This is a genomic window from Streptomyces sp. NPDC047841 (assembly GCF_040704085.1).
In the GTDB taxonomy this organism is placed as follows: domain Bacteria; phylum Actinomycetota; class Actinomycetes; order Streptomycetales; family Streptomycetaceae; genus Streptomyces; species Streptomyces argyrophylli.
In genome coordinates, this window is sequence record NZ_JBEYRP010000007.1 from 37,493 (window position 1) to 61,671 (window position 24,179).

General features: G+C 71.0%; 22 protein-coding genes, 1 tRNA gene, 1 pseudogene and 1 riboswitch. Of the genes and pseudogenes, 12 read left to right on the forward strand and 12 right to left on the reverse strand.

Features of this window, described 5'->3' with window-relative positions; genetic code table 11:
* Positions 1-2: 2 nt before the first annotated feature.
* Entirely contained in the window at positions 3-737 is a 735-nt protein-coding gene (gene rph, locus AB0947_RS12615; RefSeq protein ID WP_366750344.1) for a ribonuclease PH, read from the forward strand.
* A gap of 116 nt (positions 738-853) precedes the next feature.
* Positions 854-1,246 carry a hypothetical protein gene (locus tag AB0947_RS12620; RefSeq protein WP_366750345.1) on the forward strand — a complete coding sequence of 131 codons (393 nt, stop codon included), beginning with the start codon at positions 854-856 and terminating at the stop codon, positions 1,244-1,246.
* 27 nt (positions 1,247-1,273) lie between these two features.
* Here AB0947_RS12620 and AB0947_RS12625 read toward each other — a convergent pair.
* The 4 genes and pseudogenes from AB0947_RS12625 to AB0947_RS12640 all read right to left on the reverse strand — a co-directional run.
* Positions 1,274-1,924: pseudogene (locus tag AB0947_RS12625) on the reverse strand (DUF1707 domain-containing protein); the annotation flags it as partial.
* A gap of 9 nt (positions 1,925-1,933) precedes the next feature.
* Positions 1,934-2,947 (reverse strand): ABC transporter ATP-binding protein, encoded by a 1,014-nt coding sequence (locus tag AB0947_RS12630; RefSeq protein ID WP_366750346.1) that lies wholly within the window; start codon positions 2,945-2,947, stop codon positions 1,934-1,936.
* A 1-nt stretch (position 2,948) separates the two neighbouring features.
* Complete coding sequence (locus tag AB0947_RS12635) at positions 2,949-3,803, reverse strand: ABC transporter permease (protein ID WP_366750600.1); 855 nt, start codon at positions 3,801-3,803, stop codon at positions 2,949-2,951.
* 1 nt (position 3,804) lies between these two features.
* A complete protein-coding gene (locus AB0947_RS12640) occupies positions 3,805-4,605 on the reverse strand; it encodes an ABC-2 family transporter protein (protein ID WP_366750347.1) in 801 nt (266 codons plus the stop codon).
* A gap of 1,419 nt (positions 4,606-6,024) precedes the next feature.
* Here AB0947_RS12640 and AB0947_RS12645 point away from each other — a divergent pair.
* Positions 6,025-8,841 carry a transglycosylase domain-containing protein gene (locus AB0947_RS12645; protein ID WP_366750601.1) on the forward strand — a complete coding sequence of 939 codons (2,817 nt, stop codon included), beginning with the start codon at positions 6,025-6,027 and terminating at the stop codon, positions 8,839-8,841.
* Between the two features lie 48 nt (positions 8,842-8,889).
* On the opposite strand, the gene AB0947_RS12650 is transcribed toward AB0947_RS12645, so the two are convergent.
* The 3 genes from AB0947_RS12650 to AB0947_RS12660 all read right to left on the reverse strand — a co-directional run bounded on the left by AB0947_RS12650 (position 8,890) and on the right by AB0947_RS12660 (position 10,103).
* On the reverse strand, positions 8,890-9,210 hold the full coding sequence (locus tag AB0947_RS12650) for a multidrug efflux SMR transporter (protein WP_103810145.1): 321 nt from the start codon (positions 9,208-9,210) through the stop codon (positions 8,890-8,892).
* Between the two features lie 44 nt (positions 9,211-9,254).
* Positions 9,255-9,327: riboswitch (guanidine-III (ykkC-III) riboswitch) on the reverse strand.
* Positions 9,328-9,391: 64 nt separating this feature from the next.
* Positions 9,392-9,751, reverse strand: a complete 360-nt coding sequence (locus AB0947_RS12655) for a co-chaperone GroES (RefSeq protein ID WP_014672972.1) — start codon at positions 9,749-9,751, stop codon at positions 9,392-9,394.
* A gap of 22 nt (positions 9,752-9,773) precedes the next feature.
* Positions 9,774-10,103: a DUF3618 domain-containing protein gene (locus AB0947_RS12660; protein WP_366750348.1), complete on the reverse strand. Its 330-nt coding sequence runs from the start codon at positions 10,101-10,103 to the stop codon at positions 9,774-9,776.
* A gap of 93 nt (positions 10,104-10,196) precedes the next feature.
* Between AB0947_RS12660 and bcp the strand changes: the two genes are divergently transcribed.
* From bcp to AB0947_RS12680, 4 genes are all read left to right on the forward strand, one after another.
* On the forward strand, positions 10,197-10,664 hold the full coding sequence (bcp, locus tag AB0947_RS12665) for a thioredoxin-dependent thiol peroxidase (RefSeq protein WP_366750349.1): 468 nt from the start codon (positions 10,197-10,199) through the stop codon (positions 10,662-10,664).
* A 139-nt stretch (positions 10,665-10,803) separates the two neighbouring features.
* A complete protein-coding gene (locus AB0947_RS12670) occupies positions 10,804-11,466 on the forward strand; it encodes an HNH endonuclease signature motif containing protein (protein WP_366750350.1) in 663 nt (220 codons plus the stop codon).
* A complete protein-coding gene (locus AB0947_RS12675; protein WP_366750351.1) occupies positions 11,463-12,107 on the forward strand; it encodes an HNH endonuclease in 645 nt (214 codons plus the stop codon). The genes AB0947_RS12670 and AB0947_RS12675 overlap by 4 nt, the downstream gene beginning before the upstream one ends.
* Positions 12,108-12,135: 28 nt before the next feature.
* Positions 12,136-12,219, forward strand: a tRNA-Leu gene (locus AB0947_RS12680).
* 50 nt (positions 12,220-12,269) lie between these two features.
* Here AB0947_RS12680 and rdgB read toward each other — a convergent pair.
* Together rdgB and AB0947_RS12690 are read right to left on the reverse strand one after the other, a co-directional pair.
* The gene (gene rdgB, locus AB0947_RS12685) at positions 12,270-12,872 is read right to left on the reverse strand and encodes an RdgB/HAM1 family non-canonical purine NTP pyrophosphatase (RefSeq protein ID WP_366750352.1); all 603 of its coding nucleotides are present in this window, start codon (positions 12,870-12,872) and stop codon (positions 12,270-12,272) included.
* 26 nt (positions 12,873-12,898) lie between these two features.
* Positions 12,899-14,233 carry an SGNH/GDSL hydrolase family protein gene (locus tag AB0947_RS12690; protein WP_366750353.1) on the reverse strand — a complete coding sequence of 445 codons (1,335 nt, stop codon included), beginning with the start codon at positions 14,231-14,233 and terminating at the stop codon, positions 12,899-12,901.
* A gap of 195 nt (positions 14,234-14,428) precedes the next feature.
* On the opposite strand from AB0947_RS12690, the gene AB0947_RS12695 reads away from it, so the two are divergent.
* Entirely contained in the window at positions 14,429-15,742 is a 1,314-nt protein-coding gene (locus AB0947_RS12695; protein ID WP_366750354.1) for a DUF445 domain-containing protein, read from the forward strand.
* 64 nt (positions 15,743-15,806) lie between these two features.
* Positions 15,807-17,360, forward strand: a complete 1,554-nt coding sequence (locus AB0947_RS12700) for an MFS transporter (protein WP_366750355.1) — start codon at positions 15,807-15,809, stop codon at positions 17,358-17,360.
* Between the two features lie 97 nt (positions 17,361-17,457).
* Here AB0947_RS12700 and AB0947_RS12705 read toward each other — a convergent pair whose 3' ends face one another.
* Complete coding sequence (locus AB0947_RS12705) at positions 17,458-17,928, reverse strand: hypothetical protein (RefSeq protein ID WP_366750356.1); 471 nt, start codon at positions 17,926-17,928, stop codon at positions 17,458-17,460.
* Positions 17,929-18,121: 193 nt separating this feature from the next.
* Here AB0947_RS12705 and AB0947_RS12710 point away from each other — a divergent pair, with 193 nt between their 5' ends.
* On the forward strand, positions 18,122-19,075 hold the full coding sequence (locus tag AB0947_RS12710) for a helix-turn-helix domain-containing protein (RefSeq protein WP_366750357.1): 954 nt from the start codon (positions 18,122-18,124) through the stop codon (positions 19,073-19,075).
* A 34-nt stretch (positions 19,076-19,109) separates the two neighbouring features.
* Here the strand turns inward: AB0947_RS12710 and AB0947_RS12715 are convergent, their stop codons facing one another.
* Positions 19,110-19,412, reverse strand: coding sequence for a hypothetical protein (locus AB0947_RS12715; RefSeq protein ID WP_366750358.1), 303 nt, complete (start codon positions 19,410-19,412; stop codon positions 19,110-19,112).
* A gap of 199 nt (positions 19,413-19,611) precedes the next feature.
* On the opposite strand from AB0947_RS12715, the gene AB0947_RS12720 reads away from it, so the two are divergent.
* Both AB0947_RS12720 and AB0947_RS12725 read left to right on the forward strand, forming a co-directional pair.
* Positions 19,612-20,037 (forward strand): Hsp20/alpha crystallin family protein, encoded by a 426-nt coding sequence (locus AB0947_RS12720; protein ID WP_366750359.1) that lies wholly within the window; start codon positions 19,612-19,614, stop codon positions 20,035-20,037.
* Positions 20,038-20,369: 332 nt separating this feature from the next.
* Complete coding sequence (locus AB0947_RS12725; RefSeq protein ID WP_366750360.1) at positions 20,370-20,849, forward strand: DUF2267 domain-containing protein; 480 nt, start codon at positions 20,370-20,372, stop codon at positions 20,847-20,849.
* Between the two features lie 80 nt (positions 20,850-20,929).
* On the opposite strand, the gene AB0947_RS12730 is transcribed toward AB0947_RS12725, so the two are convergent.
* Complete coding sequence (locus tag AB0947_RS12730) at positions 20,930-24,073, reverse strand: DUF3427 domain-containing protein (protein ID WP_366750361.1); 3,144 nt, start codon at positions 24,071-24,073, stop codon at positions 20,930-20,932.
* Between the last annotated feature and the right edge of the window lie 106 nt (positions 24,074-24,179).

A 24,179-nucleotide genomic window follows, 5' to 3' on the forward strand; every position in this document is an offset into this window, starting at 1 on the left:
CCATGTCTCGCATCGACGGCCGTACCCCCGAACAGCTCCGCCCGGTCACCATCGAACGCGGATGGAGCAAGCACGCCGAGGGCTCCGTCCTCGTCTCCTTCGGCGACACCAAGGTCTTCTGCACCGCCTCCGTCACCGAGGGCGTCCCGCGCTGGCGCAAGGGCAGCGGCGAAGGCTGGGTCACCGCGGAGTACGCCATGCTGCCCCGCGCCACCAACACCCGCGGCGACCGCGAGTCCGTCAAGGGCAGGATCGGCGGCCGCACCCACGAGATCTCCCGGCTCATCGGCCGCTCCCTGCGCGCCGTCATCGACTACAAGGCGCTCGGCGAGAACACCGTCGTCCTCGACTGCGACGTCCTCCAGGCCGACGGCGGCACGCGCACGGCCGCCATCACCGGCGCGTACGTCGCGCTCGCCGACGCCGTCGCCTGGGCCCAGGGCAAGAAGCTGGTCAAGGCCGGCCGGCAGCCGCTCACCGGCACCGTGAGCGCCGTCTCCGTCGGCATCGTCGGCGGGGTCCCGCTGCTCGACCTCTGCTACGAGGAGGACGTGCGCGCCGACACCGACATGAACGTCGTCTGCACCGGCGACGGCCGCTTCGTCGAGGTCCAGGGCACCGCCGAGGCCGCGCCGTTCGCCCGCGAGGAACTCGACGCCCTGCTCGGCCTCGCCGTCACCGGCTGCCGGGAACTCGCCGTCATCCAGCAGGCGGCACTGGCGGCCACGCGCGCGTAAAGAAGTCCCCAAGTCGGCGGGGCAACCCGGCGGACCCCCGCGACGTCCCAGTGGGTACGGGCGCACGGCTCACCGGCGTGCGCCCGGCCAGCCGTACCCAGGGGAGGGACACCACCATGGCCGCCAGCCGACGCCGACTCACCGTTGTCGCCGCCGTAGCGACCGCCGCGCTCGCCGCCGGCCTCAGCACCGGCTGCGACGCCGTGGACAAGGCGCTGGACTGCGTGCAGACCGCCGACGCCATCGCCGACAACGTCACCGGACTCCAGCAGGCCGTGGAGAACGCGGCGAACGACCCCTCCCAGGCCGACGCGTCGCTCGACTCCATCGAGAAGAGCCTGCGGAAGATCGGCGACAAGACGGACGACACCGACGTCAACAAGGCCGTGGACGACCTTCAGCAGGCGGTCGGCACGGTACGCACGGCCATCAGGAACGGCGACGGGACACCGGACGTCAGTCCCGTGACGGACGCGGCCGGAGAGCTGACCAAGGTCTGCACGTCGTAGGGGCGGACCCACGGCGGACCGCGCTCAGCGCAGCTTCTTCAGGCGTTTGCGCTCCCCGCGCGGAAGCTTGCGCTCCACGCCCACCCCGCCCCAGAACGCGACCCCGCCGATGATCACGCGGGGCGCGCCCGGCTCGGGCGGGCCGTCGTCCCGCGGGTGTTCGAAGGCCCCCATCACACCGATGCCGCGCACGACGACCTCGACACCGGGCGGCACGATCACCTGGACCCCGCCCATGATCACCACACAGTGGATCTCGACCTCACCGGCGGCGAAGTCCGCCTCGCGCAGGTCGAGTTCGCCGCCGCCCAGGAACGTGAGGCAGGAGTACCGCCTCGGCACCGTCCAGCGGCCCTTGCGCTCGAAGCCCGACAGGATCGCCACCGCGCCCCTCGAGGAGCCCTCCGCGCCGGTGATCCGGCCCGCCCAGCCACCGCCCGCCGCCGGGGACTTGACGAAGGAGACCGGCTGGGCCGGTGCGGCGGCGCCGGCCACCGGCAGGTCGCGGGTCAGCGGCGCCAGCTCGCCGTACGTCCGCGCCTTGTAGGCCGCCTCCAGCCGCTCGTCGAACTCCGCCATGTCGAGCCGGCCCTCGGCCAGGGCGTCCCGCAGGACCTCGGCGACCCGGTCACGGTCGGCGTCGGACGCGCGGAGGTCCGGGACTGCGTCGTCGCTCATGCCGGCAGCCTACGAGACCGCCTTCTCCGCGTACATCCGGGCGATGACGGCCTCGATGTCCGGCTCCCGCACCGACAGGTCCACCAGCGGGTACCAGGCGGCCAGATGCGCCACCACCGGCGCCGCCGACTGCCCCGCCGGGAACGCCAGCCACTGCCGGGGGCCCTCCACCCGCACCACCCGGGCCGACGGCACCTGGACCGGCGGCAGCTCCCGCTCCAGGTCCACCACCAGCGTCCGCTCGCTCTCGCCGGCCTCGTGCAGCCCCGCCAGCGCACCGTCGTACACCAGGCGCCCGTGGTCGATCACCATCACCCGCGAGCACAACTGCTCGATGTCCTGGAGGTCGTGCGTGGTGAGCAGCACCGTCGTGCCGCGCTCGGCGTTCACCTCCCGCAGGAACTCCCGCACCCTGGCCTTCGACACGACGTCCAGACCGATCGTCGGCTCGTCCAGGTACAGCACGTCCGGGTCGTGCAGCAGCGCCGCCGCGATGTCACCGCGCATCCGCTGCCCCAGCGACAGCTGCCGCACCGGCACGTCCAACAGGGCGCCCAGGTCGAGCAGTTGCACCAGCCGGTCCAGGTTCTCGCGGTAACGGGCGTCCGGGATGCGGTACATGCGGTGCGCCAGCCGGTAGGAGTCGATCAGCGGCAGGTCCCACCACAGCGTGGTCCGCTGACCGAACACCACCCCGATCCGGTGCGCGAGCCGCGACCGCTCCCGCGCCGGATCGATGCCCGCCACCCGCAGCCGCCCGGCACTCGGCGTCAGGATCCCGGTCAGCATCTTGATCGTCGTCGACTTCCCGGCGCCGTTCGGCCCGATGTACCCGACCATCTCGCCGCGCCCCACGGTGAACGACAGCGAGTCCACCGCCCGCACCTCGTGCCGCTCCCGCCGCAGGAACCCGGTCCTGCGGCGCACCTCGAAGACCTTCTCGACCCGCTCCAGCGCGATGAAGCCGTCCCCCGGGACGCCGTCCCGTGCGATGCCGTCGTCCCCTGTGATCACGTCACTCACGCTAGCTCCCTGTGCTGCGGTACGAACGAAGTCCCGCCCGCCAGGCCAGCCCCGCGAGCGCGCCGCAGCCGACCGCCACCAGCGGGGGCGTGAACGCGGTCCACTCCGGCAGGCCCAGCGGGTACGGCCGCCCCAGCACATAGGTCGCGGGCAGCCAGTTGACGAAGGCCAGCGGCAGCACGAAGGTCACCCCGCGCACCAGCTCCTTCGCGAACACGGTCGGCGGGTACTGGAGCAGCGTCGTACCGCCGTAGGTGAAGGCGTTCTGCACCTCCGAGGCGTCCTGCGCCACGAACTGGAACGCCGCGCCCGCCACGAACACCGCGCAGAAGATGCCGCAGCCGCTCACCACCATCACCGGCATCAGCAGCAGCCTGTCCGCCGTCCAGTCGATGTCCACCCGGGTCAGCGACCAGCCCAGCACCAGCGCCCCCTGCGTCACCCGGCCCAGCCGCCTGAGCGCGAACCGGTCCGCCGCCACCTGCGCCAGCACCGGCGCCGGGCGCACCAGCAGGGTGTCCAGCGTGCCGTCCCTGACCCGCCGGCCCAGCCGGTCCATCGACCCGATCGCCAGGTCCGCCAGCCCGAAGGAGGTCGCGGACAGGCCGTACAGGAACGCCACTTCGGGCAGCGGGTAGCCGCCCAGGGCGTCCACCCGGGAGAACATCAGCATGATCGCGACGAAGTCGAGGAAGGTCGCGGCGAAGTTCCCGAACGTGGTCATGGCGAAGGACGCCCGGTAGGCCATCGTGGAGCGCACCCACATCCCCGCGATCAGCCGGTACGCCCGCACGCCCTCGGCCAGCCGGCGGGCCGGGCCGGGAGCCTGGCGGGGGCCCTGGCCGGTACCCTGGATCTCAGCCACCCTGCACCACCACCCGGCGCGTGGCCGCCGACTGCACCAGCCGCCCGGCCCCCAGCAGCGCCACCGCCCACGCGGCCTGGAAGAGATAGGTGGGCAGCGGGTCCGCGCGCCCCAGCAGCACGTCCGCCGGGCCCTGCAGCAGCGACGACCAGGGCAGCACCCGTACGACGTCACCGAGCGCGCCCGGGAACACGTTCAGCGGCAGCAGCATGCCCGAGCAGAAGACGCCCAGCAGCCACGCCATCTGCGCCACACCGGCGCCGTCCAGCAGCCAGAACGCGCTCAGCGCCACCAGGTAGCGGATGCCGAAACCGACCAGCATGGCCAGGACCACCGCCACGAGGAACGCCACCCACGTGCCGGCGTCGGCGGGCAGGTACACCGGGAAGCACAGCGCGCCGAACACGAACGGGACCAGGCCCCGGCCCAGCAGCTGGAAGAACGCCCGGCCGAGGTCCGCCGCCAGCCACCACAGCTGGAGATCGGCGGGCCGGTACAGGTCGATCGCCACGTCCCCCGTACGGATGCGCTCCATCAACTCGTCCTCGACGCCGCCGCCCCCGATCGCGAGGGTCGACAGGAACGCCTGCCCCAGCCAGACGTACGTCACGGCCTGCGCCTGGTCGTACCCGCCCAGATGGGGCCTCTCGTCCCACAGGGCGCGGTACGTGTAGACGAGGACGAGACCGAAGACGGTGTTCGTGAACACCCCTGCCGCAGTGGCGGCCCGGTAGGTCGCGTACCGTCTGAATCCCCCTGTCGCCACGGCCGCGTACAACCGTCCCGCGCCCACGCCAGTCGACCTCCTCGGACCGCTCGACACCGAAGCGCAGGAGCCTAGTCCGGAGGCCCGGTGGCCGGCCACGCGATTTCCGGTCGGAAGCGTGCCGGAATCCGGGAACGGAACGCCAGGTGCGAGAGTCTTCAAACAGGGGGAGCGCAGAAGCGTACGAGGCGTACGGGAACGTACGACGCGAAACAGGAGTCCGTGCACGACATGAGCGACGAGCCGCAGCCGCAGCAGCGGAACGAAGGCGTGGCACCGAAAAAGCCGCTGCCGGCTGAAGGGCCCGGAAACCCGGGACGCCGCGAACCGAGCAGCGCACCACCGAATCCCACGGAGGGCACCAGGAGCGACACCAGCGCACGCGCCGGGGGGCCCGAGGGCCGTGACGGTGGTGTGAGTGCCGGGGGCGCCCGGGACGGTGAGGGTGCGTCGAAGGGCGCCGGGGACACCGGCAGCCGTGGAGGTGCCGGGCGCGCCGAGAGCGCCGGGCGGGCCGGGCGTGCTGACGGGGCCGAGGGCGCCGAGGGGTTCCCGGGCGCCGGTCGGGCCGGGAGCGCGGGGGAGCCGCAGCGCGGCGAGCGGGGGGCCGACGGCACCCGTGGCGCCGGTGCGGGTGGCCCGGAGGCGGCTGAGCGAGGCGCGGGCCGGACGGCCGGGACCGGCAACGGCCCGGCGGACTCCCCGGCCCGCCCCGGCTCCGGCACGCCGGGCCCGGCGTCCCGGAACCGCACCGGCGGGCCGGGCACGTCCTCCCAGGACGACTCCCGCCCCGGGGACCCAGCCGAACAGGACCGGGACCGGACGGCGTCCATCGCCCGAGCCCGCCAGGCGGCCCGCGCCCGCACGGAACAGACGGGTGCCGCGGGAACCGCCGGAAGCACAGCCTCCGGGGCGCCTGGCCGTGGCCCGGTGTCCGGCGACGGCTCGGGGTCCGGCCGTGGGCCGGCGTCCGGGAGCGGCCCGGCGACGGGGCGTGCCGCGGAATCGGGGCGTGGGCGGGAAGCTGCCGGTGGCCCGGCCGCCGGCCGTGGCCCGGTGTCCGGCGACGGCTCGGAGTCGGGCCGTGCCCCGGCACCTGGTCGTGGTTCGGCAACCGGACGTGAGCAGGGAGCCGACGGCGGCCCGGCCGCCGGGCGGGGTTCGCAGGACGGGTCTGGCCGGACGTCCGGCGGTGGGTCGGAGTCCGGGCGTGGCCCGGTGTCCGGGGGGCCGTCGGCCGGGGGTGCCGGCGTGGCGTCCGGCCGCGGCTCGGAGCCCGGTCGCGCTCCGGTGCCCGGCCGGCGCGCGGACTCCGGCGACGGGCCGGTGTCCGGCGCGGCCGCGGCTGCCGACGGTGACAGGGGTGCCCGCGCCGCCGGGGGCGCGTCCGCCGGCGGCGGGAAGCCGGGCGGCTCCGGGCAGGAGCCGCCCGCCGAGAGCACCCAGGTGCTCCGCCGTGTCACCCCGCCCCGCGAACCGCGTTCCGGCGCCCGGCAGGAGGCCGACTCCGCCCCCGCGCCCGAGACCACGCAGGTGCTCCGGCGGGTCAACGCGCCCCGCTCCGGTGAGCCCGCCGGTGAGCCGGACCCCACCCGCAGTACCCCTCCCCCCACCGTGCCCCGTCCCGGCGGCGAGAACCGCGCCGCCCAGGCGTCCGGTGCCGCCGCTCCCTCCTCCCCGGCCGCCGCCCGGGCCGCCCGCGCCGCCCGCGCGGCCGGCACCGCCGCGGCGGGAGCCGGCGCCGGAGCGGCAGCCGGCGCCCAGGCCGCCAAACCCGCCGCCGCGTCGGCGACCGGCGCCGCAGCCGCCCCGGCCGCCGGCCCCGGCACCGATCCCCAGAACGCCACCGGAGCCCTCACCACCACCCTCCCCGCCACCGACGGTGAGACCGCCGGCGGCAAGGGCAAGAAGGGCAAGAAGGGCAAGCGGCCCAAGCGGACCGGCTGGCGGCGGATCATCCCCACCTGGCGCATGCTGCTCGGCACCTTCTTCGTCGGCGTACTGCTGCTCGTCGGCCTGTTCTTCGTCGGGTACTCCCTGGTGAAGATCCCGCCGGCCAACGCGTTCGCGACCAAGCAGAGCAACGTCTTCCTGTACGCCGACGGCTCGCAGCTGGCCCGCGACGGCGAGGTCAACCGCGAGAACGTCACCCTCGCCCAGGTCTCCAAGGACGCCCAGCACGCCGTACTGGCCGCCGAGGACCGCGACTTCTACACCGAGTCCGCCATCGACCCCAAGGCGATGCTCCGGGCCGGCTGGAACACCGCGACCGGCAAGGGCAAGCAGTCCGGCTCGACGATCACCCAGCAGTACGTGAAGAACTACTACCTGGCCCAGGAACAGACGGTCACCCGCAAGGCCAAGGAGTTCTTCATCGCCATCAAGCTCGACCGGAACAAGTCCAAGGACGAGATCCTGGAGGGCTACCTCAACACCAGCTACTTCGGCCGCAACGCCTACGGCATCCAGGCCGCGTCCCAGGCCTACTACGGCCGCGACGCCGCCGACCTCGACCCGGCCCGCGCCGCCTACCTCGCCGCGCTCGTCAACGCGCCCAGCGAGTACGACGTCGTCGCCCACCCGGAGAACCGCAAGGCGGCCGTCGCCCGCTGGAACTACGTCCTGGACGGCATGGTCACCAAGGGCTGGCTCAGCGAGTCCAAGCGCGCCGGCATGAAGTTCCCGATGCCGAAGGAGCAGACGGTCTCCACCGGCATGTCCGGCCAGCGCGGCTACCTCGTGGAGGCGGTCAAGCAGTACCTCACCGCCAACAACATCATCGACTCCGACCACCTCACGGCCGGCGGCTACCGCATCACCACCACCATCCAGAAGGACCGGCAGGACGCCTTCGTCAAGGCGGTCGACGACCAGCTGATGTCCAAGCTGGACAAGAAGAACCGCAAGGCGGACACCTACGTCCGGGCCGGCGGCGCCTCCGTCGACCCCAAGACGGGCAAGGTCGTCGCGATGTACGGCGGCATCGACTACGTGAAGCAGTACACCAACGGCGCCACCCGCGGTGACTTCCAGGTCGGCTCCACGTTCAAGCCGTTCGTGTTCACCTCCGCCGTGGAGAACGGGTCCACCACCCAGGACGGCCGCGCCATCACCCCGAACACGGTCTACGACGGCACCAACCAGCGCCCCGTCCAGGGCTGGAACGGCGGCGCCTACGCCCCCGAGAACGAGGACCAGAAGTCGTACGGCCCGATCACCGTCCGCAAGGCCACCGACGCGTCGGTGAACTCGGTCTACGCGCAGATGGCCGTCGACGTCGGCCCCGCCAAGGTCAAGCAGACCGCGATCGACCTGGGCATCCCCTCCGGCACCCCGGACCTCCAGCCGTACCCGTCCATCGCCCTCGGCACCGCCACCGCCAGCGTCCTGGACATGGCGGAGGCCTACGCCACGCTCGCCAACCACGGCAAGCACGGCACGTACACCCTGGTCGAGAAGATCACCAAGGACGGCACCGACGCGGTCAAGCTGCCCGAGCAGCCGGCCAAGCAGGCCGTCAGCCGGGAGGCCGCCGACACCACGACCTCGGTCCTGCAGAGCGTGGTCGAGAGCGGCACCGCCACGGCCGCCCAGGCCGCGGGCCGTCCGGCGGCCGGCAAGACCGGTACCGCCGAGAGCGACACCGCCGCCTGGTTCGCCGGCTACACCCCGGAGCTGGCCACGGTGGTCTCCGTCATGGGCCAGGACCCGGTGACGGCCAAGCACCAGCCGCTGTACGGGGCGCTCGGCCAGCAGCGTATGAACGGCGGCGGCCCGCCCACCCAGATCTGGGCGCAGTACACGCACGACGCGCTGCAGGGCAAGCCGGTGAGCAAGTTCGACCTGCAGCTCCAGCGGGGCGCCGACCAGGTCCAGGAGCCGCCCGCCACCAGCACCGCCCAGCCCGGCACCGACGGCGGCGGCAACGCCGGCGGCGCCACCGCCACCCCCACGGCCGGCGGCACCACCGGCGGGGCCACCCCGACCAACGGCGGCACCACCGGCGGCGGCACCCCGACGAACGGCGGCACCACGGGCGGCGGCACCCCGACCGACGGCGGCACGACCACGGACGGGGGCGCCACCACCGGCGGCGGCACCCCGACCGGCGGAGGGACCACCACGGACGGCGGCGCCACCACCGGCGGCGGGGACACGACCGGCGGAGGCACGCCCACCGGCGGCGGGACCGCCGCGGGCGGTACACCGGGCGGCGGCACCACCGGGGCGGACGGGGGCCCGGGAGGCTTCACCGGCACCTGACGCCTGACGCCTGACGTCGTAACCACTGGCGTCGTCACCCCTGACGCCTCAGTGACCGCTGGTCGCCTTCAGCCCCACCACGGCGACCAGCAGCAGGCACACGAAGAAGATCCGGGCGGCGGTGACCGGCTCACCCAGCACCACCATGCCGAGCACCGCCGCACCGGCCGCGCCGATACCCACCCACACCCCGTACGCCGTACCGATGGGCAGGGACTTCGCGGCGTACGACAGCAGGACCATGCTCGCGACGATGCCCGCGCCGGTGAACAGACTGGGGACGGGCCGGGTGAACCCCTCGCTGTACTTCATCCCGATCGACCAGCCCACTTCCAGCAGACCGGCGACGACGAGCAGAACCCAGGCCATGACGGCACCTCCGAGACGCGGCGACTTTCCCACGGGTCGTTCCAGGTGCGTCGTCTTTGCCTTCGACCCGGTACGGCGCGTCTCGTCGGGCTCCTTCCGAACATAGCAAAAGCACGGCAAAGAGGGCCGGTGACGATGGTCACCGGCCCTCTCGCTCCCTGTCCTCCAGGTACAGCCCGTCCTACAGGTACAGCCCCGTGGAGTCCTCCGACCCCTCGAACCGGTCCGCGGCGACGGCATGCAGGTCACGCTCGCGCATGAGGACGTACGCCACGCCCCGCACCTCCACCTCCGCCCGGTCCTCCGGGTCGAACAGGACACGGTCCCCGGGCTCCACCGTCCGTACGTTCTGGCCGACGGCGACGACCTCGGCCCAGGCCAGCCGCCGGCCGACCGCCGCGGTGGCGGGAATCAGAATGCCGCCCCCCGACCGCCGCTCGCCCTCACCGGTCTCCTGCCGCACGAGAACCCGGTCGTGCAGCATCCGGATGGGCAGCTTGTCGTGGTGGGGTGTGCTGTGCTCGTTTCTGTTGGCGCTCACGGCTCGAACCTACCTGTCCCGGTCAGTCCCTGCGCCGCCGGGCCCCGAGGGCGAGCAGCCCCACGACCCCCACGACGACGAGCGCGACGGGCACCACCCGCTCCAGGCGCGGTGCCCCCTGATCATTCACGAACTGTGCCCGTACCTCGCTCACGACACGGTTGACCTGCACGTACGCCCGTCCGACCGTGTGGTCGACATGGGCGACGGCCTTGGCCTTCGCATCGCCGACGATGGTCTTCGGATGCACCCGCACCCCGATCTCGTCGAGCGTCTCGGCCAGCACTTCACGGCGGCGCTTGATGTCCGCCTCGATCTGCGCCGGGGTTCTGGTGTCCGACGTGTCCGCCACCGTACGGCCTCCGAAGTCTGCTGATGCTGTTCCGGACAGTTTGTCAGCTCTGGGCGGCGCCGCACCGCAAGGCCCCCCGGTTAGGCTGGCCCGATGAGCGAGCGACTCCAGCCGGGGGACGTGGCCCCCGCCTTCACCCTCCCCGACGCCGACGGCACCGAGGTGTCCCTCTCGGACCGCAAGGGCCGCAAGGTCATCGTCTACTTCTACCCGGCCGCGCTGACCCCAGGCTGCACCAAGCAGGCCTGTGACTTCACGGACAACCTGGAACTGCTGGCCGGCGCCGGCTACGACGTCATCGGCATCAGCCCCGACAGCCCGGAGAAGCTGGCCAAGTTCCGCGAGAAGGAGTCCCTGAGGGTCACCCTGCTCGCCGACCCGGACAAGAAGGTCACCGAGGCGTACGGCGCCTACGGCGAGAAGAAGAACTACGGCAAGACCTACCTGGGTGTCATCCGCTCCACGATCGTCGTGGACGAGGAGGGCAAGGTCGAACGGGCCCTGTACAACGTCCGCGCCACCGGCCACGTGGCGAAGATCATCAAGGACCTGGGCATCTGACCCCGCCCACCGCACGAACGGCCCGCCCCGGGAAGCCCCCGGCGCGGGCCGTTTCCCATCGGTCCGGGCGTGACTGTCCGATAACCGGTTCGTTACTCCGTACGGGCAGCGAACGCGCGCCCGGATCGGAGGGGGCTCGATGGGGGCCGGCGCATACACGAAGGAACGGCTGGAGACGGCGACGCGCGGGGCGAGAACGTTGTCGGAGGCGCTGGAGAGGCTGGGGGTGGATCCGGGGAGTTCGAGGCGGGACTACATCAGGCGGCGGATGAAGAAGCTCGGTGTCGACACGTCTCATTTCGAGCCGGAGGGGTTGAAGTGGACGCGCGAGATCCTTGAGCCGGTCGTCGCGGTGTCCGCGAGCGTCAACGAGGTCGTGCGTCGGCTCGGGCTCGACTCCGTCGGCGGTCACCAGGCCAACATCGCCCGACGGATCAAGGCCTACGGCATCGACACCTCGCATTTCACGCCCGTGGTCCGAACCGAGCGGATGAGGGACAACCAGCGCCGCCGGCCCCCCGAGGAGATCCTCGTCGAGGACAGGTCGGCTCATGCCCGGCGTATCCCGAGCCGGCGACTCAAGAGGGCCCTGAACGAGCTGGGCGTGCAGGAGCGCTGTGCCCTGTGCGGTATCGAGCCGGTCTGGCGTGGCGAACCGCTCCCGCTGGAGGTCGATCACATCGACGGCGACTGGCGCAACAACCGCGCCGACAACCTGCGGCTCCTCTGTCCCAACTGCCATTCGACGACCGACACCTACCGAGGGCGCGGGAAGGGCCGTGCAAGGGCAGGTGCCGGATGAGCAGCGGAGTGCAGTACAGCCGCGAGCGATTGGGCCAAGCCGCCGCGCAGTGCTCGGACATCGACGAGGTCATCGCCTTCTTCGGCACCCGGCCGTACGGCCGGCTGCGTGCCTACCTCATGGAAAGATTCGCCCACTTCGGCATCGACGTCTCGCACTTCTCTCCCGTTGGCAGGCGAGCGAGACCCGCGCCGGACGTCCTGCGGACGGTGGTCCACGAGTCGGCATCCATCGCGGAGGTGCTTCGTCGCATCGGTCGTCCGAACAACGGTGGGCAACGCGCGATGCTCCGCGAGTGGATCGCCGAGGACGGCCTCTGTACCGCCCACTTCCTCGGCCAGGCACATCAGCGAGGCAAGCCGGGCACGAATGCCAAGCGGCCGGAAGCCGTCCTGGTGCGGCACGAGGGCGAGCACCGTATCGCGACCGAACGCCTTCGGCGTGCGCTCCGTGAAGTGGGCGTTCCTGAACGGTGCGCCGGGTGCGGGGTCGGCCCTGAGTGGCGGGGCATGCCGATGACGCTGGAGATCGACCACGTCAACGGGGACCGGTGCGACAACCGGCGGGAGAACCTGCGGCTGCTGTGCCCCAACTGCCATGCGATCACGAGCACCTGGTGCAGGGGCGGCGGAAGGCGCTGAGCAACTCCCGGTACGATGGCAGCGGCTAGCGGCGGTGGCGCAATGGCGACGCAGCAGACTTAGGATCTGTGGCCCCTGATCGGGCTTGAGGGTTCGAATCCCTTCCGCCGCACGGCAACGGCCTGCGAATCGAAAGGTGACTCGCAGGCCGTTTCTGTGGGCTCAGCCCAACAGCTCCCGCACCACCGGCACCAGCGCCCGGAACGCCTTCCCCCGGTGGCTGATCGCGTTCTTCTCCTCCGGGCTCAGCTCGGCGCACGTGCGCGTCTCGCCGTCCGGCTGGAGGATCGGGTCGTAGCCGAAGCCGTTCGTGCCGGCCGGGGCGTGCCGCAGGGTGCCGGGCAGCTGTCCCTCCACCACCCGCTCCGTGCCGTCCGGCAGGGCGAGCGCCGCCGCGCAGGCGAAGTGGGCGCCCCGGTGCTCCTCGGCGATGTCCGAGAGCTGGGCCAGCAGCAGGTCCAGGTTGGCCGTGTCGTCGCCGTGGCGGCCGGCCCAGCGGGCGGAGAAGATGCCGGGGGAGCCGCCCAGGACGTCGACGCACAGGCCGGAGTCGTCGGCGACGGCGGGCAGGCCGGTGGCCTGGGCGAGGGCGTGTGCCTTGAGCAGGGCGTTCTCGGCGAAGGTGACGCCGGTCTCCTTGACGTCGGGGACGTCCGGGAAGGCGTCCGCGCCGATGAGCTCGTGGGGGAGTCCGGCTTCGGCGAGGATCGCCCTCAGCTCGGTGATCTTTCCGGCGTTGCGGGTGGCGAGGATCAAGCGGGTCATGTCCGCCAGTATTCCTCGCCGCCCGGTCACAGCTCCGCCTGCCCCGCGCCCTTCAGGGTGCCGAGGTCGAAGACCTCGGCCATGGTGCGGTAGCCCAGGTCGCTGGGGTGCAGGTGGTCGCCGGAGTCGTACTCGGGGCGCAGCCGGCGCGGGTCGTAGGGGTCCCGGAGCGTCTTGTCGAAGTCGACGACCGCGTCGTAGACCCCGCCGGCGCGGATCCGCGCGTTGACCTGTTGGCGTACGGCTTCCCGGGCGGGGGTGTAGCCGTGGTGGCCCTTGAACGGCATGAGGGTGGCGCCGATGACCTTCAGGCCGCGGGCGTGGGCCTGGCGGACGAGGGTGCGCAGGCCGGTGGCGATGCGGTCGGGGTCGGCGAGCCGGGGGTTGCGCAGGATGTCGTTGATGCCGAGGTCGATGACGACGACCTTGACGTTGGGGCGGTCGAGGGCGTCGCGGCCGAAGCGGTCGAGGCCGCTCTGGTTCTCGGCGGGCCGGCCGAGGCCGTCGGCGAGGACCTGGTTGCCGCTGATGCCCTCGTTGACGACGCTGTAGCGGGGCAGCTCCCGTCCGTTTTGCAGGGCGCTGCGCAGCCGGCCGGAGAGGATGTCGGGCCAGCGGTGGTTGGCGCCGGTGGTGGAGGTGACGCCGTCGGTGATGGAGTCACCGAAGACGACGACGGTGCCGGTGGCCTCGTTGCTGAGCACGTCGAGGGCCGTCACGTACCGCCAGTACGGGGTCTGTCCGGTGTACGGGGTGCCGGTGGTGTCCTCGGTGCGGTCGCCGGTGGCGACGTAGGAGATCTGCCGGGCGCGCGGGTGATAGGTGACCGGTCCTGAGGGGGTGGGGGAGTAGGTGGTGATCAGGACGTCGGTGTCGTGCGGGAGGGTGAGGTGCACGGCGTCGCTGACGGCTTGTGCGCCGGCGGGTATGACGACGCCGGGGGCGCCGTTGAAGGTGAGGCGCCGCATCGTTTCCGCGGCGGCGGCCGCGCTGCCGTCGCCCAGGGAGAGGGCGAGGGAGGCGTGGCTGATGGTGAGGGCGGACTGGCCGTACAGATTGGACAGCGTGACGCGGGCACTCGTACCGCCGGCGCTGGTGTGCACGACGTTGCGGACGGAGCGGCCCGCGAGGCCGGCCGTCTCGGTGCCGGGTTCGCCGCCGACGGGGGCGGTGGCCCAGGCGCCGACCCAGGTGCCGGTGGAGGCGGGGGCGGCGTGGGAGTCGCGGTGCGGGCGGTTGTCACCGAGGGTGTCGCGGGGGGTGCCGTCGTCGGCGGCGACGGTGAGGTACAGGGCGGCGGACAGGGCCACGACCAGCGCGACGAGCGCGCTCAGGACGGCATAACCATGACGCTTGGTCACGCTTGTGTTGTTCTCCTCGACAGATGGGAGCCGGGGGCTCCGATCTTTCTCACCCATGATGGGTCATGGGCCGGGGTGATGTGACAGGACCCTGCCACGACAACCCTTCAGACAGACGCCGGGAACTCCTGTTTCGTTCCGGGAGTCGGGCAGGAAGGGACAATTGTGTGCGGGATCACCGAACGGGTGGAGCTGATGGAACCTAGCGAGACGGGAACACCGGGGCAGGTCGCGTCGTACAAGACGATGACGGCGTTCACCCCGGCCGACGAGGAGCGCCGGCGCGGGGTGCGCCGGATGAAGGCCACGGCGACGGGCATGCTGCTGTTCGTCGCGGTGGTCTACGTGCTGGCGAAGGTGGCCGGGAACGCGGGTGCCGGGGCGTGGACGGACTATGTGGCGGCGGCGGCCGAGGCGGGCATGGTCGGTGCGCTCGCCGACTGGTTCGCGGTGACGGCTCTCTTCCGGCACCCGCTGGGGCTGCCCATCCCGCACACCGCGATCATCCCCACGAAGAAGGACCAGCTGGGTGTGTCGCTGGGCGAGTTCGTCGGTGAGAACTTCCTCTCCGGGGACGTGGTGCGGCAGCGGCTGCGGGCGGTGGGCATCGGCAGCCGGCTGGGGGCCTGGCTGGCCGAGCCGGAGCACGCGGACCGGGTGACGGCGGAGCTGGCGACGGCGCTGCGGGGCGCGCTGACGGTGCTGCGGGACTCCGATGTGCAGGCGGTGGTCGGTGAGGCGATCACCCGGCGGGCCAACGCGCAGGAGATCGCGCCGGGCATCGGCAAGACGCTGGAGCGGATCGTCGCCGACGGCGGGCACCGGCGGGTGGTGGACCTGGTGGTGGCCCGGGCGCACGACTGGCTGGTGCTGCACCGGGACGACGTGATGGTGGCGGTGGAGGGGGGTGCGCCGGGCTGGACGCCGCGGTTCGTGGACCGGAAGGTGGGCGAGCGGGTCTACAAGGAGCTGTTGCGGTTCGTGACGGAGATGCGGGACATGCCCTCGCATCCGGCGCGTGGCGCGCTGGACCGTTTCCTTAGCGACTTCGCCTCAGATCTCCAGTCCGACACGGACACCCGGGCGCGGGTGGAGCGGCTGAAGGGCGAGGTGCTGGGCCGGGGCGAGGTGCAGGATCTGATCGCGTCGGTGTGGACGGCCGTACGGTCGATGATCGTGGCGGCGGCGGAGGACGAGCGCAGCGAGCTGCGGACGCGGGTGCGGGCGGCGCTGCTGTCGCTGGGTGCGCGGATGGCGACCGAGCCGAAGGTGCAGGACAAGGTCGACAGCTGGGTGGAGGGCGCCGCGGTGCACGTCGTGACGACGTACCGCGCGGAGATCACCTCGTTGATCACGGACACGGTGGCGAGCTGGGACCCCGAGCACACGACCCGCAAGATCGAGGCGCACATCGGCCGGGACCTGCAGTTCATCCGCATCAACGGCACGGTGGTGGGTTCCCTGGCCGGGTTGGTGATCTACACCCTCTCGCGCTGGCTGGGGGCCTGACCGGACTGTTCCGCGCAGGCCAGGGCACCCGGTATTGCGTCCTTCGGACGTGGAGGGAGCGCCCATGAGCACAGCCGAGGCCGGCACCGGCCGGACCCTCACCACCGACATCCCCGCCCGGCTCGACCGCCTGCCCTGGTCCCGGTGGCACTGGACGATCGTCATCGGGCTGGGGACCGTGTGGATCCTGGACGGCCTGGAGGTCACGGTCGTCGGCAACATCGCCAGCCGGTTGTCGGAGCCGGGCAGCGGTCTTTCTATCAGTTCCGGTCAGGTCACCGGTGTCGCCGCCGCGCTGTATGTGGCGGGCGCCTGCGTGGGTGCCCTGTTCTGGGGCCGGCTGACCGACCGTTTCGGCCGCAAGAACCTCTTCATGATCACCCTGGCGGTGTACCTCGCGGCGACGGCGCTCACGGCCGTCTCCTGGGAGGCCTGGTGGTTCTTCCTGTTCCGCTTCCTGACCGGTTTCGGCATCGGCGGTGAGTACGCGGCCATCAACTCCGCGATCGACGAGCTGATCCCGGCGAACTACCGCGGCCGGGTCGACCTGATCATCAACGGCAGCTTCTGGCTGGGCGCGGTCGGCGGCTCCCTGCTGTCGATCGTCGCGCTGGACACGGGGCTGCTGGCGAAGGACGTCGGCTGGCGCCTGACGTTCGCGCTCGGCACCGTCCTCGCCCTGGTCATCCTGCTCGTACGGCGGCATGTGCCGGAGAGTCCGCGGTGGCTGCTGATCCACGGCAGGGACCGGGAGGCGGAGGAGATCGTCTCCGGCATCGAACGCCGGGTGGAGGAGGAGCGGGGGGAGCCCCTCCCCGCGGCCGAGGGCGAGCTGGAGATCCACCAGCGCAAGAGCGTGTCCTTCATGGAGATCGCCCGCACGGTCTTCGGCCGTTACCGCAGGCGGGCGGTGCTCGGCTTCTCCCTCTTCATCGGCCAGGCGTTCCTGTACAACGCGATCACCTTCGGCTTCGGCGCGATCCTGACCAAGTTCTTCGACGTGCCCTCCGGTCACACCGGCTACTACTTCGCGGTGATCGCGGTCGGCAACTTCTGCGGTCCGCTGCTGCTGGGCAAGCTCTTCGACACGGTCGGCCGGCGGGTGATGATCTCCTCGACGTACCTGCTGTCGGGTGTGCTGCTGTTCGCCACGGCCTGGCTGTTCGACCGGGGCTCGCTGAGCGCGGGCACGCTGACCGCCTGCTGGTGCGCGGTGCTGTTCTTCGCCTCGGCGGGCGCCTCCAGCGCCTACCTCACGGTGTCGGAGATCTTCCCGATGGAGACGCGGGCGATGTCCATCGCGTTCTTCTACGCCCTCGGCACCGCGGCCGGCGGCATCAGCGGTCCGCTGCTGTTCGCCGACCTGACGGGCACGGGCCGGGTCGGCGACACGGTCCTCGCCTTCTGCATCGGCGCGGCGCTGATGTGCGCGGCCGGGCTGGTCGCCGCGTTCCTGGCGGTACGGGCCGAGCGCCGCTCCCTGGAGGACATCGCCCGCCCGCTGACGGCGGTGGCCGGCCGGGCCAAGGCCGCGGCCCAGGGCACCCGGCCGTCGACGGGTACACCGGGTTCGCAGGGCCACGGCCCGACGGCACCGCCGGCGGCCAGCAGGCCGTGAGGGCCGGGGGTGAGGGCGGGGATTCCACGGCTGGGCGCCGGTCCGGAGTGGGGCGGGTGAGCGTCAGGCGCCGGTCGTGGAGCCGGGCGGGTGACCGTCAGGCGCCGGTCGTGGAGCCGGGCCGGACGATCATCAGGACGGTCACCGCGGCCCACAGCAGGTTGAACAGCCCGGTGACCATGCCGAGCCGCGCGGCCCGCCCAGCGCCCGCGCTTCCTTCGAGGAGCGCGGACTGGGCGGGCAGCACCAGTGCCGCGAGGACGAGGGCCGCGAGGGCGGTGAGGGCGATCGACACGATCAGCCAGGCGCTGCCGAGCACGCCCATCTCGCTCGCGGTGGCGAACCCGAAGACGGGGACGACGACACCGACGACGGCGTAGACACGGCAGATGCGGTGCAGCAGGCGCAGGGTGCCGGTGGGGTCGCCGTCACCGTGGCCGGCGTCGTCGCCGGGCCCGGTGGCCAGGGCGCGGCGGGCGGCGGGCGGGAACATGCTGGCGGCGACGGCGACGGGTCCGATGGCGAGGATCGCGGCGATGACGTGGACGGAGAGCAGGAACTTGGTCACGGGGGGACGCTAGAGGGCGCGGGTGTGCCACAGAAGTGGCGGGATTGCCAGTGCCCAACGGATTCTCGCCAGAGGGCGCCGGCCCGGTGGACCGGCGCACTTTGCCGTCGCCGATCCCTGGTCGGCGGGGATGGCAAGGTCGGTAAGGGCACGGCCCGGTTGGCGACAACCCGTCGTACGCTACCTTCCTGCCATGCACACGGTGGCCGTACTGGCGCTGGACGGCGTCATCCCGTTCGATCTCTCCGCACCCATCGACGCCTTCGGCCGGGCGCGGCTGCCCGACGGCCGGGAGCCGTACCGGGTACGGGTCTGCTCGGTGCGGGAGGAGGTGGACGCGGGAGCCTTCACGGTCCGGGCGCCGTACGGCCTCCAGGCGCTGGCGGAGGCGGACACGATCATCCTGCCCGGGGTGGCGCGGCCCCCCGAGGCGCTGCCGCCCGGGGTCGCCGAGGCCCTGCGCGCGGCGGCGGCGAACGGCACCCGGATCGCGTCGATCTGCGTGGGCGCGTTCCTCCTCGCGGCGACGGGCCTGCTGGACGGACTGCGCGCGACGACGCACTGGGTCGCGGCCGCGGACCTGGCCCGGCGCCACCCCGCGGTGAGGGTGGACCCGAACGTCCTGTACGTCGACAACGGCCAGTTCCTGACGTCGGCGGGCGCCGCGGCGGCCCTCGACATGTGCCTGCACATGATCCGCAGGGACTTCGGCTCGGCGGTCGCCGCGCATGCGGCCCGGCTGAGCGTGATGCCGCTGGAACGGGAGGGCGGGCAGGCCCAGTTCATCGTCCACGACCTGCCCCCGGCCCCGGCCGGCACCACCCTGGAGCCCCTGCTGGCCTGGCTGGATGACCACTGCGAACAGGATCTGACACTGGCCGAGATCGCGGCGAAGGCCGGCATGAGCACCCGTACCCTCAACCGCCGGTTCCGGGAGCAGACCGGTACGACGCCCCTCCAGTGGCTGCACCGGGCGCGGGTGCGACGGGCCCAGTACCTGCTGGAGACCACCGCGTACCCGGTGGAGCGCATCGCCGTCCAGACGGGCTTCGGCTCACCGACGGCGTTCCGGGAACGGTTCCGCAAGGTGGTGGGGACGAGCCCGCAGGCGTACCGGAGGGCGTTCCGGGCGGGGGAGGGGGTGTGACGTACCGCGGGCCGGGTCAGGCCTGGGGGCCGGGTCAGGCCTTGCGGTCGGCGACGGCCCAAGAGGCGACGGCGACGGCACCCGCGACACCGAGGACGGACGGCCAGGCGCCGATCTTCTTGGCCAGGGGGTGGGACCCGGCGAACGCGGCGACGTAGGCGGCGGTCAGCGCGCCCGCGGCCTTCCCGCCGGCCCGGGTGCGCCACTGCTGGGCCGCCGCGGCGCCGGCGACGGCCAGGACGGCCCCGCCGAGCTGACGCTTCCGGGTCCAGCGGGCGACGCCGTAACCGCCGACGAGCCCGGTGGCGGCGACGACCGCGCTGGGAACTCCGGCCATGGTGGCCTCCTCGTGTCCGTTTTCCGTGCCGTTGGGTCTGGCCCGAGGCTAACGCCGGCCCGAGGGCGACGCGCGAGCGGGGCGGGCGAGCCACACCTGGGCCCAACCTGAGTCGACGCTTGTCAAGTTTCCGGCGGAGAGTTATATAAGAAGCCGTAGGGCATCGCACCCCAGCCCCTGATGGAAGGAGTGACCTGTGATGCTCATGCGTACGGACCCGTTCCGGGATTTCGACCGGCTCACGCAGCAGCTCTTCGGCGCGAACACCCGCCCGTCCGCGATGCCGATGGACGCGTACCGTTCCGGAGACGAGTTCCTGGTCCACTTCGACCTTCCCGGGATCGACCCGGAGACGATCGAACTCGACGTCGAGCGCAACGTCCTCAACGTCCGCGCGGAGCGCCGCAACCCCGCTCCCGAGGACGCGGAGATGCTGGTCGCCGAACGGCCCACGGGTACGTTCACCCGCCAGCTGTTCCTGGGCGAGACGCTCGACACGGACCGCATCGACGCCTCGTACGAGGCCGGCGTCCTGACCCTGCGCATCCCGGTGGCCGAACAGGCCAAGCCGCGCCGCATCCAGATCACCGGCGGGGGCGGCGACCGCAAGGAGATCGGGGGCTGAGACCGCCGGATCAGCGGCTGAAAATCGCCGCCCAGGCCGTGTGCCGGGCAGGGTGCGCGGCCGCTCGCGACGCGTGACGACCATGTGCCCCGCATGCCAGGCCGGCAGGCGGGGCACCAGAGCGCACGGCAGGCCCATGCGGCGCACGCGGCCCAAGAGGCCGACGCGGTCCAGGCGGCCGATGCAGCCCGAGCGGCCCATGCTCCCCCAAGCGGCCCATGCAGCCCAAGCGACCCATGCCGCACATTGGCCGAACTCCCGCCCATGCCCGCTGAATTACGGGGTACCGGGCTTCCGGTGCCCCGAAGCGTCCCGGAAGAGGAGCCAGCACGATGACCGTGACGACCCCGCAGCCCAGAACCACCATCCCCACCCCGTCCCTGCGCCCGCGCGTCAAGGAGGAGCCGGAGGCCGCCGACTGGCTGAAGCTGACCGAGGCGGTGCGTGACGCGGGCCAGTACCCGACGAGGGTGGAGGCGGAACGCGTCACCCGCATCGTCCTGTCGGCCCTCGGCGGCCACGTCACCGGCGACGAACGCGTGGCCCTGGCCCAGGCCCTCCCCCGGGAGGCAGGCCGCGTCATCGCTTCCCAGATCCCCGCGACCCACCCGTTGACGGCCCGCGAGTTCGTGGAGTCGGTGGCCACCCGCATAGAGGGCTCGACCCCCGCGACGGCCCGCTGGGACGTCAGCTCGGTCCTGAGCGTCCTGTCGACCCACGTCGGCGAGTCGCTGACCACCCGCGTCCTGGCGCAACTCCCGCCGGGGTACGCGCTGCTGTTCGGGCGGGCGGATCTGGCGGCGACGGCATAGACCCCACGCGGACCCCGGGCGCCGCCAGCCCCTGCGACGCCCACCGCCCCTTCGGCCTCGCCCAGGAAGGGCTGTGTGGTCTACCCCGCGGCGATCGAGGAGTAGGTCCACACGTCAGCTGGCAGATCGTGATGGAGATCCCAGATGATCGCCATCGGTTTGCTTCCCGAGTGCTCCGCATAGGTCGCGGGACCCAGGAACATCCAAGGTGCAGCCTTCTTGATGCTGGTCTCCTTGTAGCGGCGCAGGAACAGCAGGACGTGGCTTCCCCGTTCAGGGTGTTGTTGGTAGCGCCGTCCGGTCGTTGAGTTCTCCGATGTGCTGTTCTGCGATTCCCAGTGGAAGCGCGTGGGGCTAATCGCGTAATCCTTGTAGCGCACGTTGGGAGAGAAGTCCCGTTCGTTCTTCTCCAGAGTGATGAGGAGCGCATCCGTGGCGATGTCTTCGACCCAGGTGACACCTTGACTGAAGACGCCTGGCAATTGGCCGCCCAGGCGCGCGACCCCGAGGGCTGCCAAGACTTCGGAACGGTTGTACGCGCTGTGAATTTTCAATGGAAGGTGGCTGAGGGGGCCTTCCAATGCGATGGGGTAATGGTCCGCCCGATCGATGACGTACGAAAGGACGTCGCGCAGTTCGCGGCGGAATGCACGCTGGTCACGGAGGGACGCAAGGCCTTCCCCATAGCTGGAAAAGCCACCTGCCTTGTCCCAGAGGTTGAAGAACAGCATGCGGGCGTACACCTGCTCGACGGGGGACAGCGAGTCGTAGTCAGGGGCGTCGTCCCGCAAGAGCCGACGGTAGGCCCTGGCGCGTTCGGGGTCGTCGACATGGAGGAAAGCGTGGACGCGCTTGAGGAGGTCCTCTTCTCCGGGTGGAGCAGGCTCCGCGATCTGCCCTGCCCTGCGCAGCACCTTGGTCCAAGAGCTGTCACTCTTGTACAGCTCTTGGATCTCGCGACGGCTTTCACGTAGGTACTCCGCCAACGTAGGTGTGCTGTAGGCCCGGACCTCTTTGGCCAAGGTATTGATCGTGGCCTTTAGTTGGGTGCGAATGTTGTTGAGAACGAGATCCTTCGACTTGCCTTCGAGGATGATTTGGCAACCCGATGGCAACTGGGGAAAGTCTCGTTCGATATTGTCGACCAGGCGGTTGCGAGAGAGGTTCGTCAGGGCGCGGAATTGTTCTTCGAAGCGGAATTCTGCCCGGTGCTGCCCAATGAAGTCGAGTACGGTGAGGACAGGCTTGTGTGGCGTGCGGCGCAGGCCGCGTCCCAGCTGTTGCAGGAAGACGGTCGCACTGTTGGTGGGGCGGAGTAGGAGCAAGGTGTCGACATCGGGGATGTCCAGCCCCTCGTTGAACAGGTCTACGGAGAAAATGACCTGAATGCGGCCGGCCTTGAGGTCCTGCAAGGTTTGCTCACGGGCCTCGGGAGTCGAGTCGCTGTCGAGATGTGCCGCTTGGAACCCGGCCTGGCGGAAGCACTCGGCCATGAAGCGCGCATGTGCCTTGGTCACACAGAAGCCGAGGGCGCGCATGGCAGCTGGGTTGGAGATCTTGTCTCGGACCTGCTTGATGACGAGACGAGCGCGTGCATGGTCACCTGTGTAGAGACTGCCTAGTTGGTCGCGCTCGTAGCTGCCCGAGCGCCAGCTCACCGTCGTCAAATCGGTGCCGTCGGGCAGTCCGAAGTAGTGGAACGGGCACAGCAGATCGTTTTCGAGAGCCTCCCAGAGCCGCAGCTCTGCTGCGATACGGCCTTCGAAGAACTCGTCCTGGACATTGCGGCCATCCATCCGTTCCGGAGTGGCTGTCAAACCCAGGAGCTCGGTGGGTTGGAAGTGCTCGAGCACCCGTCGGTACGTGTCCGCTGTCGCGTGGTGGAACTCGTCGATGACGATGATGTCGAAGTGGTCGGGTGCAAGCTGCTCCAACCGGCGGAGGTTGAGTGACTGCACGCTGGCGAACACGTGCATCCAGTCGCGCGGCTCTTGGCCGTTGAAGAGCAACTCACCGAAGGAGGCATCGTCCAACACTTCGCGGTATGTCCGCAGTGACTGCTTCAGGATCTCCTTGCGGTGGGCGACGAAGAGCAGTCTTGGGAGCCTGAGACCGAAGGCCTCGCGGAGGTTCCGGTAGTCCAGGGCTGCCATGACCGTCTTTCCCGTCCCCGTCGCGGCGACCAGAAGGTTGCGGTGGCGGTTTCGGATGTCACGCTCTACGCGAAGCCGCTCCAGCATGTCCTTTTGGTGGGGGAGCGCGTGCACTGCGAGACCGGACAGGCTGATCTTCAGCTCGCCGGGCTTACCCGTGCCTCCTGCGTGGGCCAGAGCCTCAGCGAGCCGATCACCATCGCGATCGGGGTCATAGGTCTCGAAGGAAGTGTCGGCCCAGTAGGCATCGAAGGTCGCTTCGAACTTCTCCAACACCTTGGGGGTGGCAACGGACGCCAACCGTACATTCCACTCCAGGCCGTCGAGTAGCGCGCTCTTCGAGAGGTTCGAGCTACCGACGTACGCCGTATCGAAGCCGGTCTTGCGGCGGAACAGCCATGCCTTGGCATGCAGTCGGGTGGATCGGATTTCGTAGTTGACCTTCACTTCGGCGCCGAACTCGCGGACCAGACGATCCAGGGCAAACCGATCAGTGGCGCCCATGTAGGTAGTGGTGATCACCCGGATGGGAACCTTGCGCTCCTTCGCCGCACGAAGAGAGTCCTCCAGGACCCTGATGCCGTACCACTTCACGAAAGCGCAGAGCAGGTCGATGCGGTCCGCCGTCGCCAACTCCGCCCTCAGTTCGGCGCCGAGGCTTGGGTCGTCCGGGGCGTTGGTGATCAGGGCTGTCTCGGACAACGGGGTCAGTGGGCGCATGGCGTAGACCCCGGGCGCTTCCTGCTCGGCCAGCGCGAGCAATTGCCGAGGGCCATCAGCGATCGCGTCGACCACCTCGCCCAGCTCGGGGTGAGGAGTGTGGGAAACCACAGAGCGCAGGATTGCGTTGGCTGCGTTGACCTGCTTGTCATGCGGGAGTTGGCTCAGCTGAATGCGTACCGCTTCGCCGATGTGGCGGGCGAGTACGTGCGGAGTGGACTCTTCGCCGACCTCAGCATCCACCGTCCTCCAGCCGGCTGCACCCAACTGCTGCAAGCGGCTCTGCAGTCGATGGGTGAGGAGCTCCTCGTACACACCTGCCACCGGCTGCGTCTGCTCTGACCGTGTCATGCCCGCCCCCTTGGTCCCTTCGCGGAGGGACTAGTTGTAACAGGGACCACTGACAGCCTGTATTCGCGTCACGTTGCGAATCTTGAGTGACACAAGTGATCGATTC

What these genes read in the sequence shown, in the direction of transcription:
- rph (WP_366750344.1), top strand. Translation starts at nt 3, where the DNA reads ATGTCTCGCATCGACGGCCGTACCCCCGAACAGCTCCGCCCGGTCACC.
- AB0947_RS12620 (WP_366750345.1), top strand. Translation starts at nt 854, where the DNA reads ATGGCCGCCAGCCGACGCCGACTCACCGTTGTCGCCGCCGTAGCGACC.
- AB0947_RS12650 (WP_103810145.1), bottom strand. Translation starts at nt 9,210, where the DNA reads ATGGCCTGGGTTCTGCTCGTCGTCGCCGGTCTGCTGGAAGTGGGCTGG.
- bcp (WP_366750349.1), top strand. Translation starts at nt 10,197, where the DNA reads ATGAGCGAGCGACTCCAGCCGGGGGACGTGGCCCCCGCCTTCACCCTC.
- AB0947_RS12670 (WP_366750350.1), top strand. Translation starts at nt 10,804, where the DNA reads ATGGGGGCCGGCGCATACACGAAGGAACGGCTGGAGACGGCGACGCGC.
- AB0947_RS12675 (WP_366750351.1), top strand. Translation starts at nt 11,463, where the DNA reads ATGAGCAGCGGAGTGCAGTACAGCCGCGAGCGATTGGGCCAAGCCGCC.
- rdgB (WP_366750352.1), bottom strand. Translation starts at nt 12,872, where the DNA reads ATGACCCGCTTGATCCTCGCCACCCGCAACGCCGGAAAGATCACCGAG.
- AB0947_RS12695 (WP_366750354.1), top strand. Translation starts at nt 14,429, where the DNA reads ATGGAACCTAGCGAGACGGGAACACCGGGGCAGGTCGCGTCGTACAAG.
- AB0947_RS12700 (WP_366750355.1), top strand. Translation starts at nt 15,807, where the DNA reads ATGAGCACAGCCGAGGCCGGCACCGGCCGGACCCTCACCACCGACATC.
- AB0947_RS12710 (WP_366750357.1), top strand. Translation starts at nt 18,122, where the DNA reads ATGCACACGGTGGCCGTACTGGCGCTGGACGGCGTCATCCCGTTCGAT.
- AB0947_RS12715 (WP_366750358.1), bottom strand. Translation starts at nt 19,412, where the DNA reads ATGGCCGGAGTTCCCAGCGCGGTCGTCGCCGCCACCGGGCTCGTCGGC.
- AB0947_RS12720 (WP_366750359.1), top strand. Translation starts at nt 19,612, where the DNA reads ATGCTCATGCGTACGGACCCGTTCCGGGATTTCGACCGGCTCACGCAG.
- AB0947_RS12725 (WP_366750360.1), top strand. Translation starts at nt 20,370, where the DNA reads ATGACCGTGACGACCCCGCAGCCCAGAACCACCATCCCCACCCCGTCC.
- AB0947_RS12730 (WP_366750361.1), bottom strand. Translation starts at nt 24,073, where the DNA reads ATGACACGGTCAGAGCAGACGCAGCCGGTGGCAGGTGTGTACGAGGAG.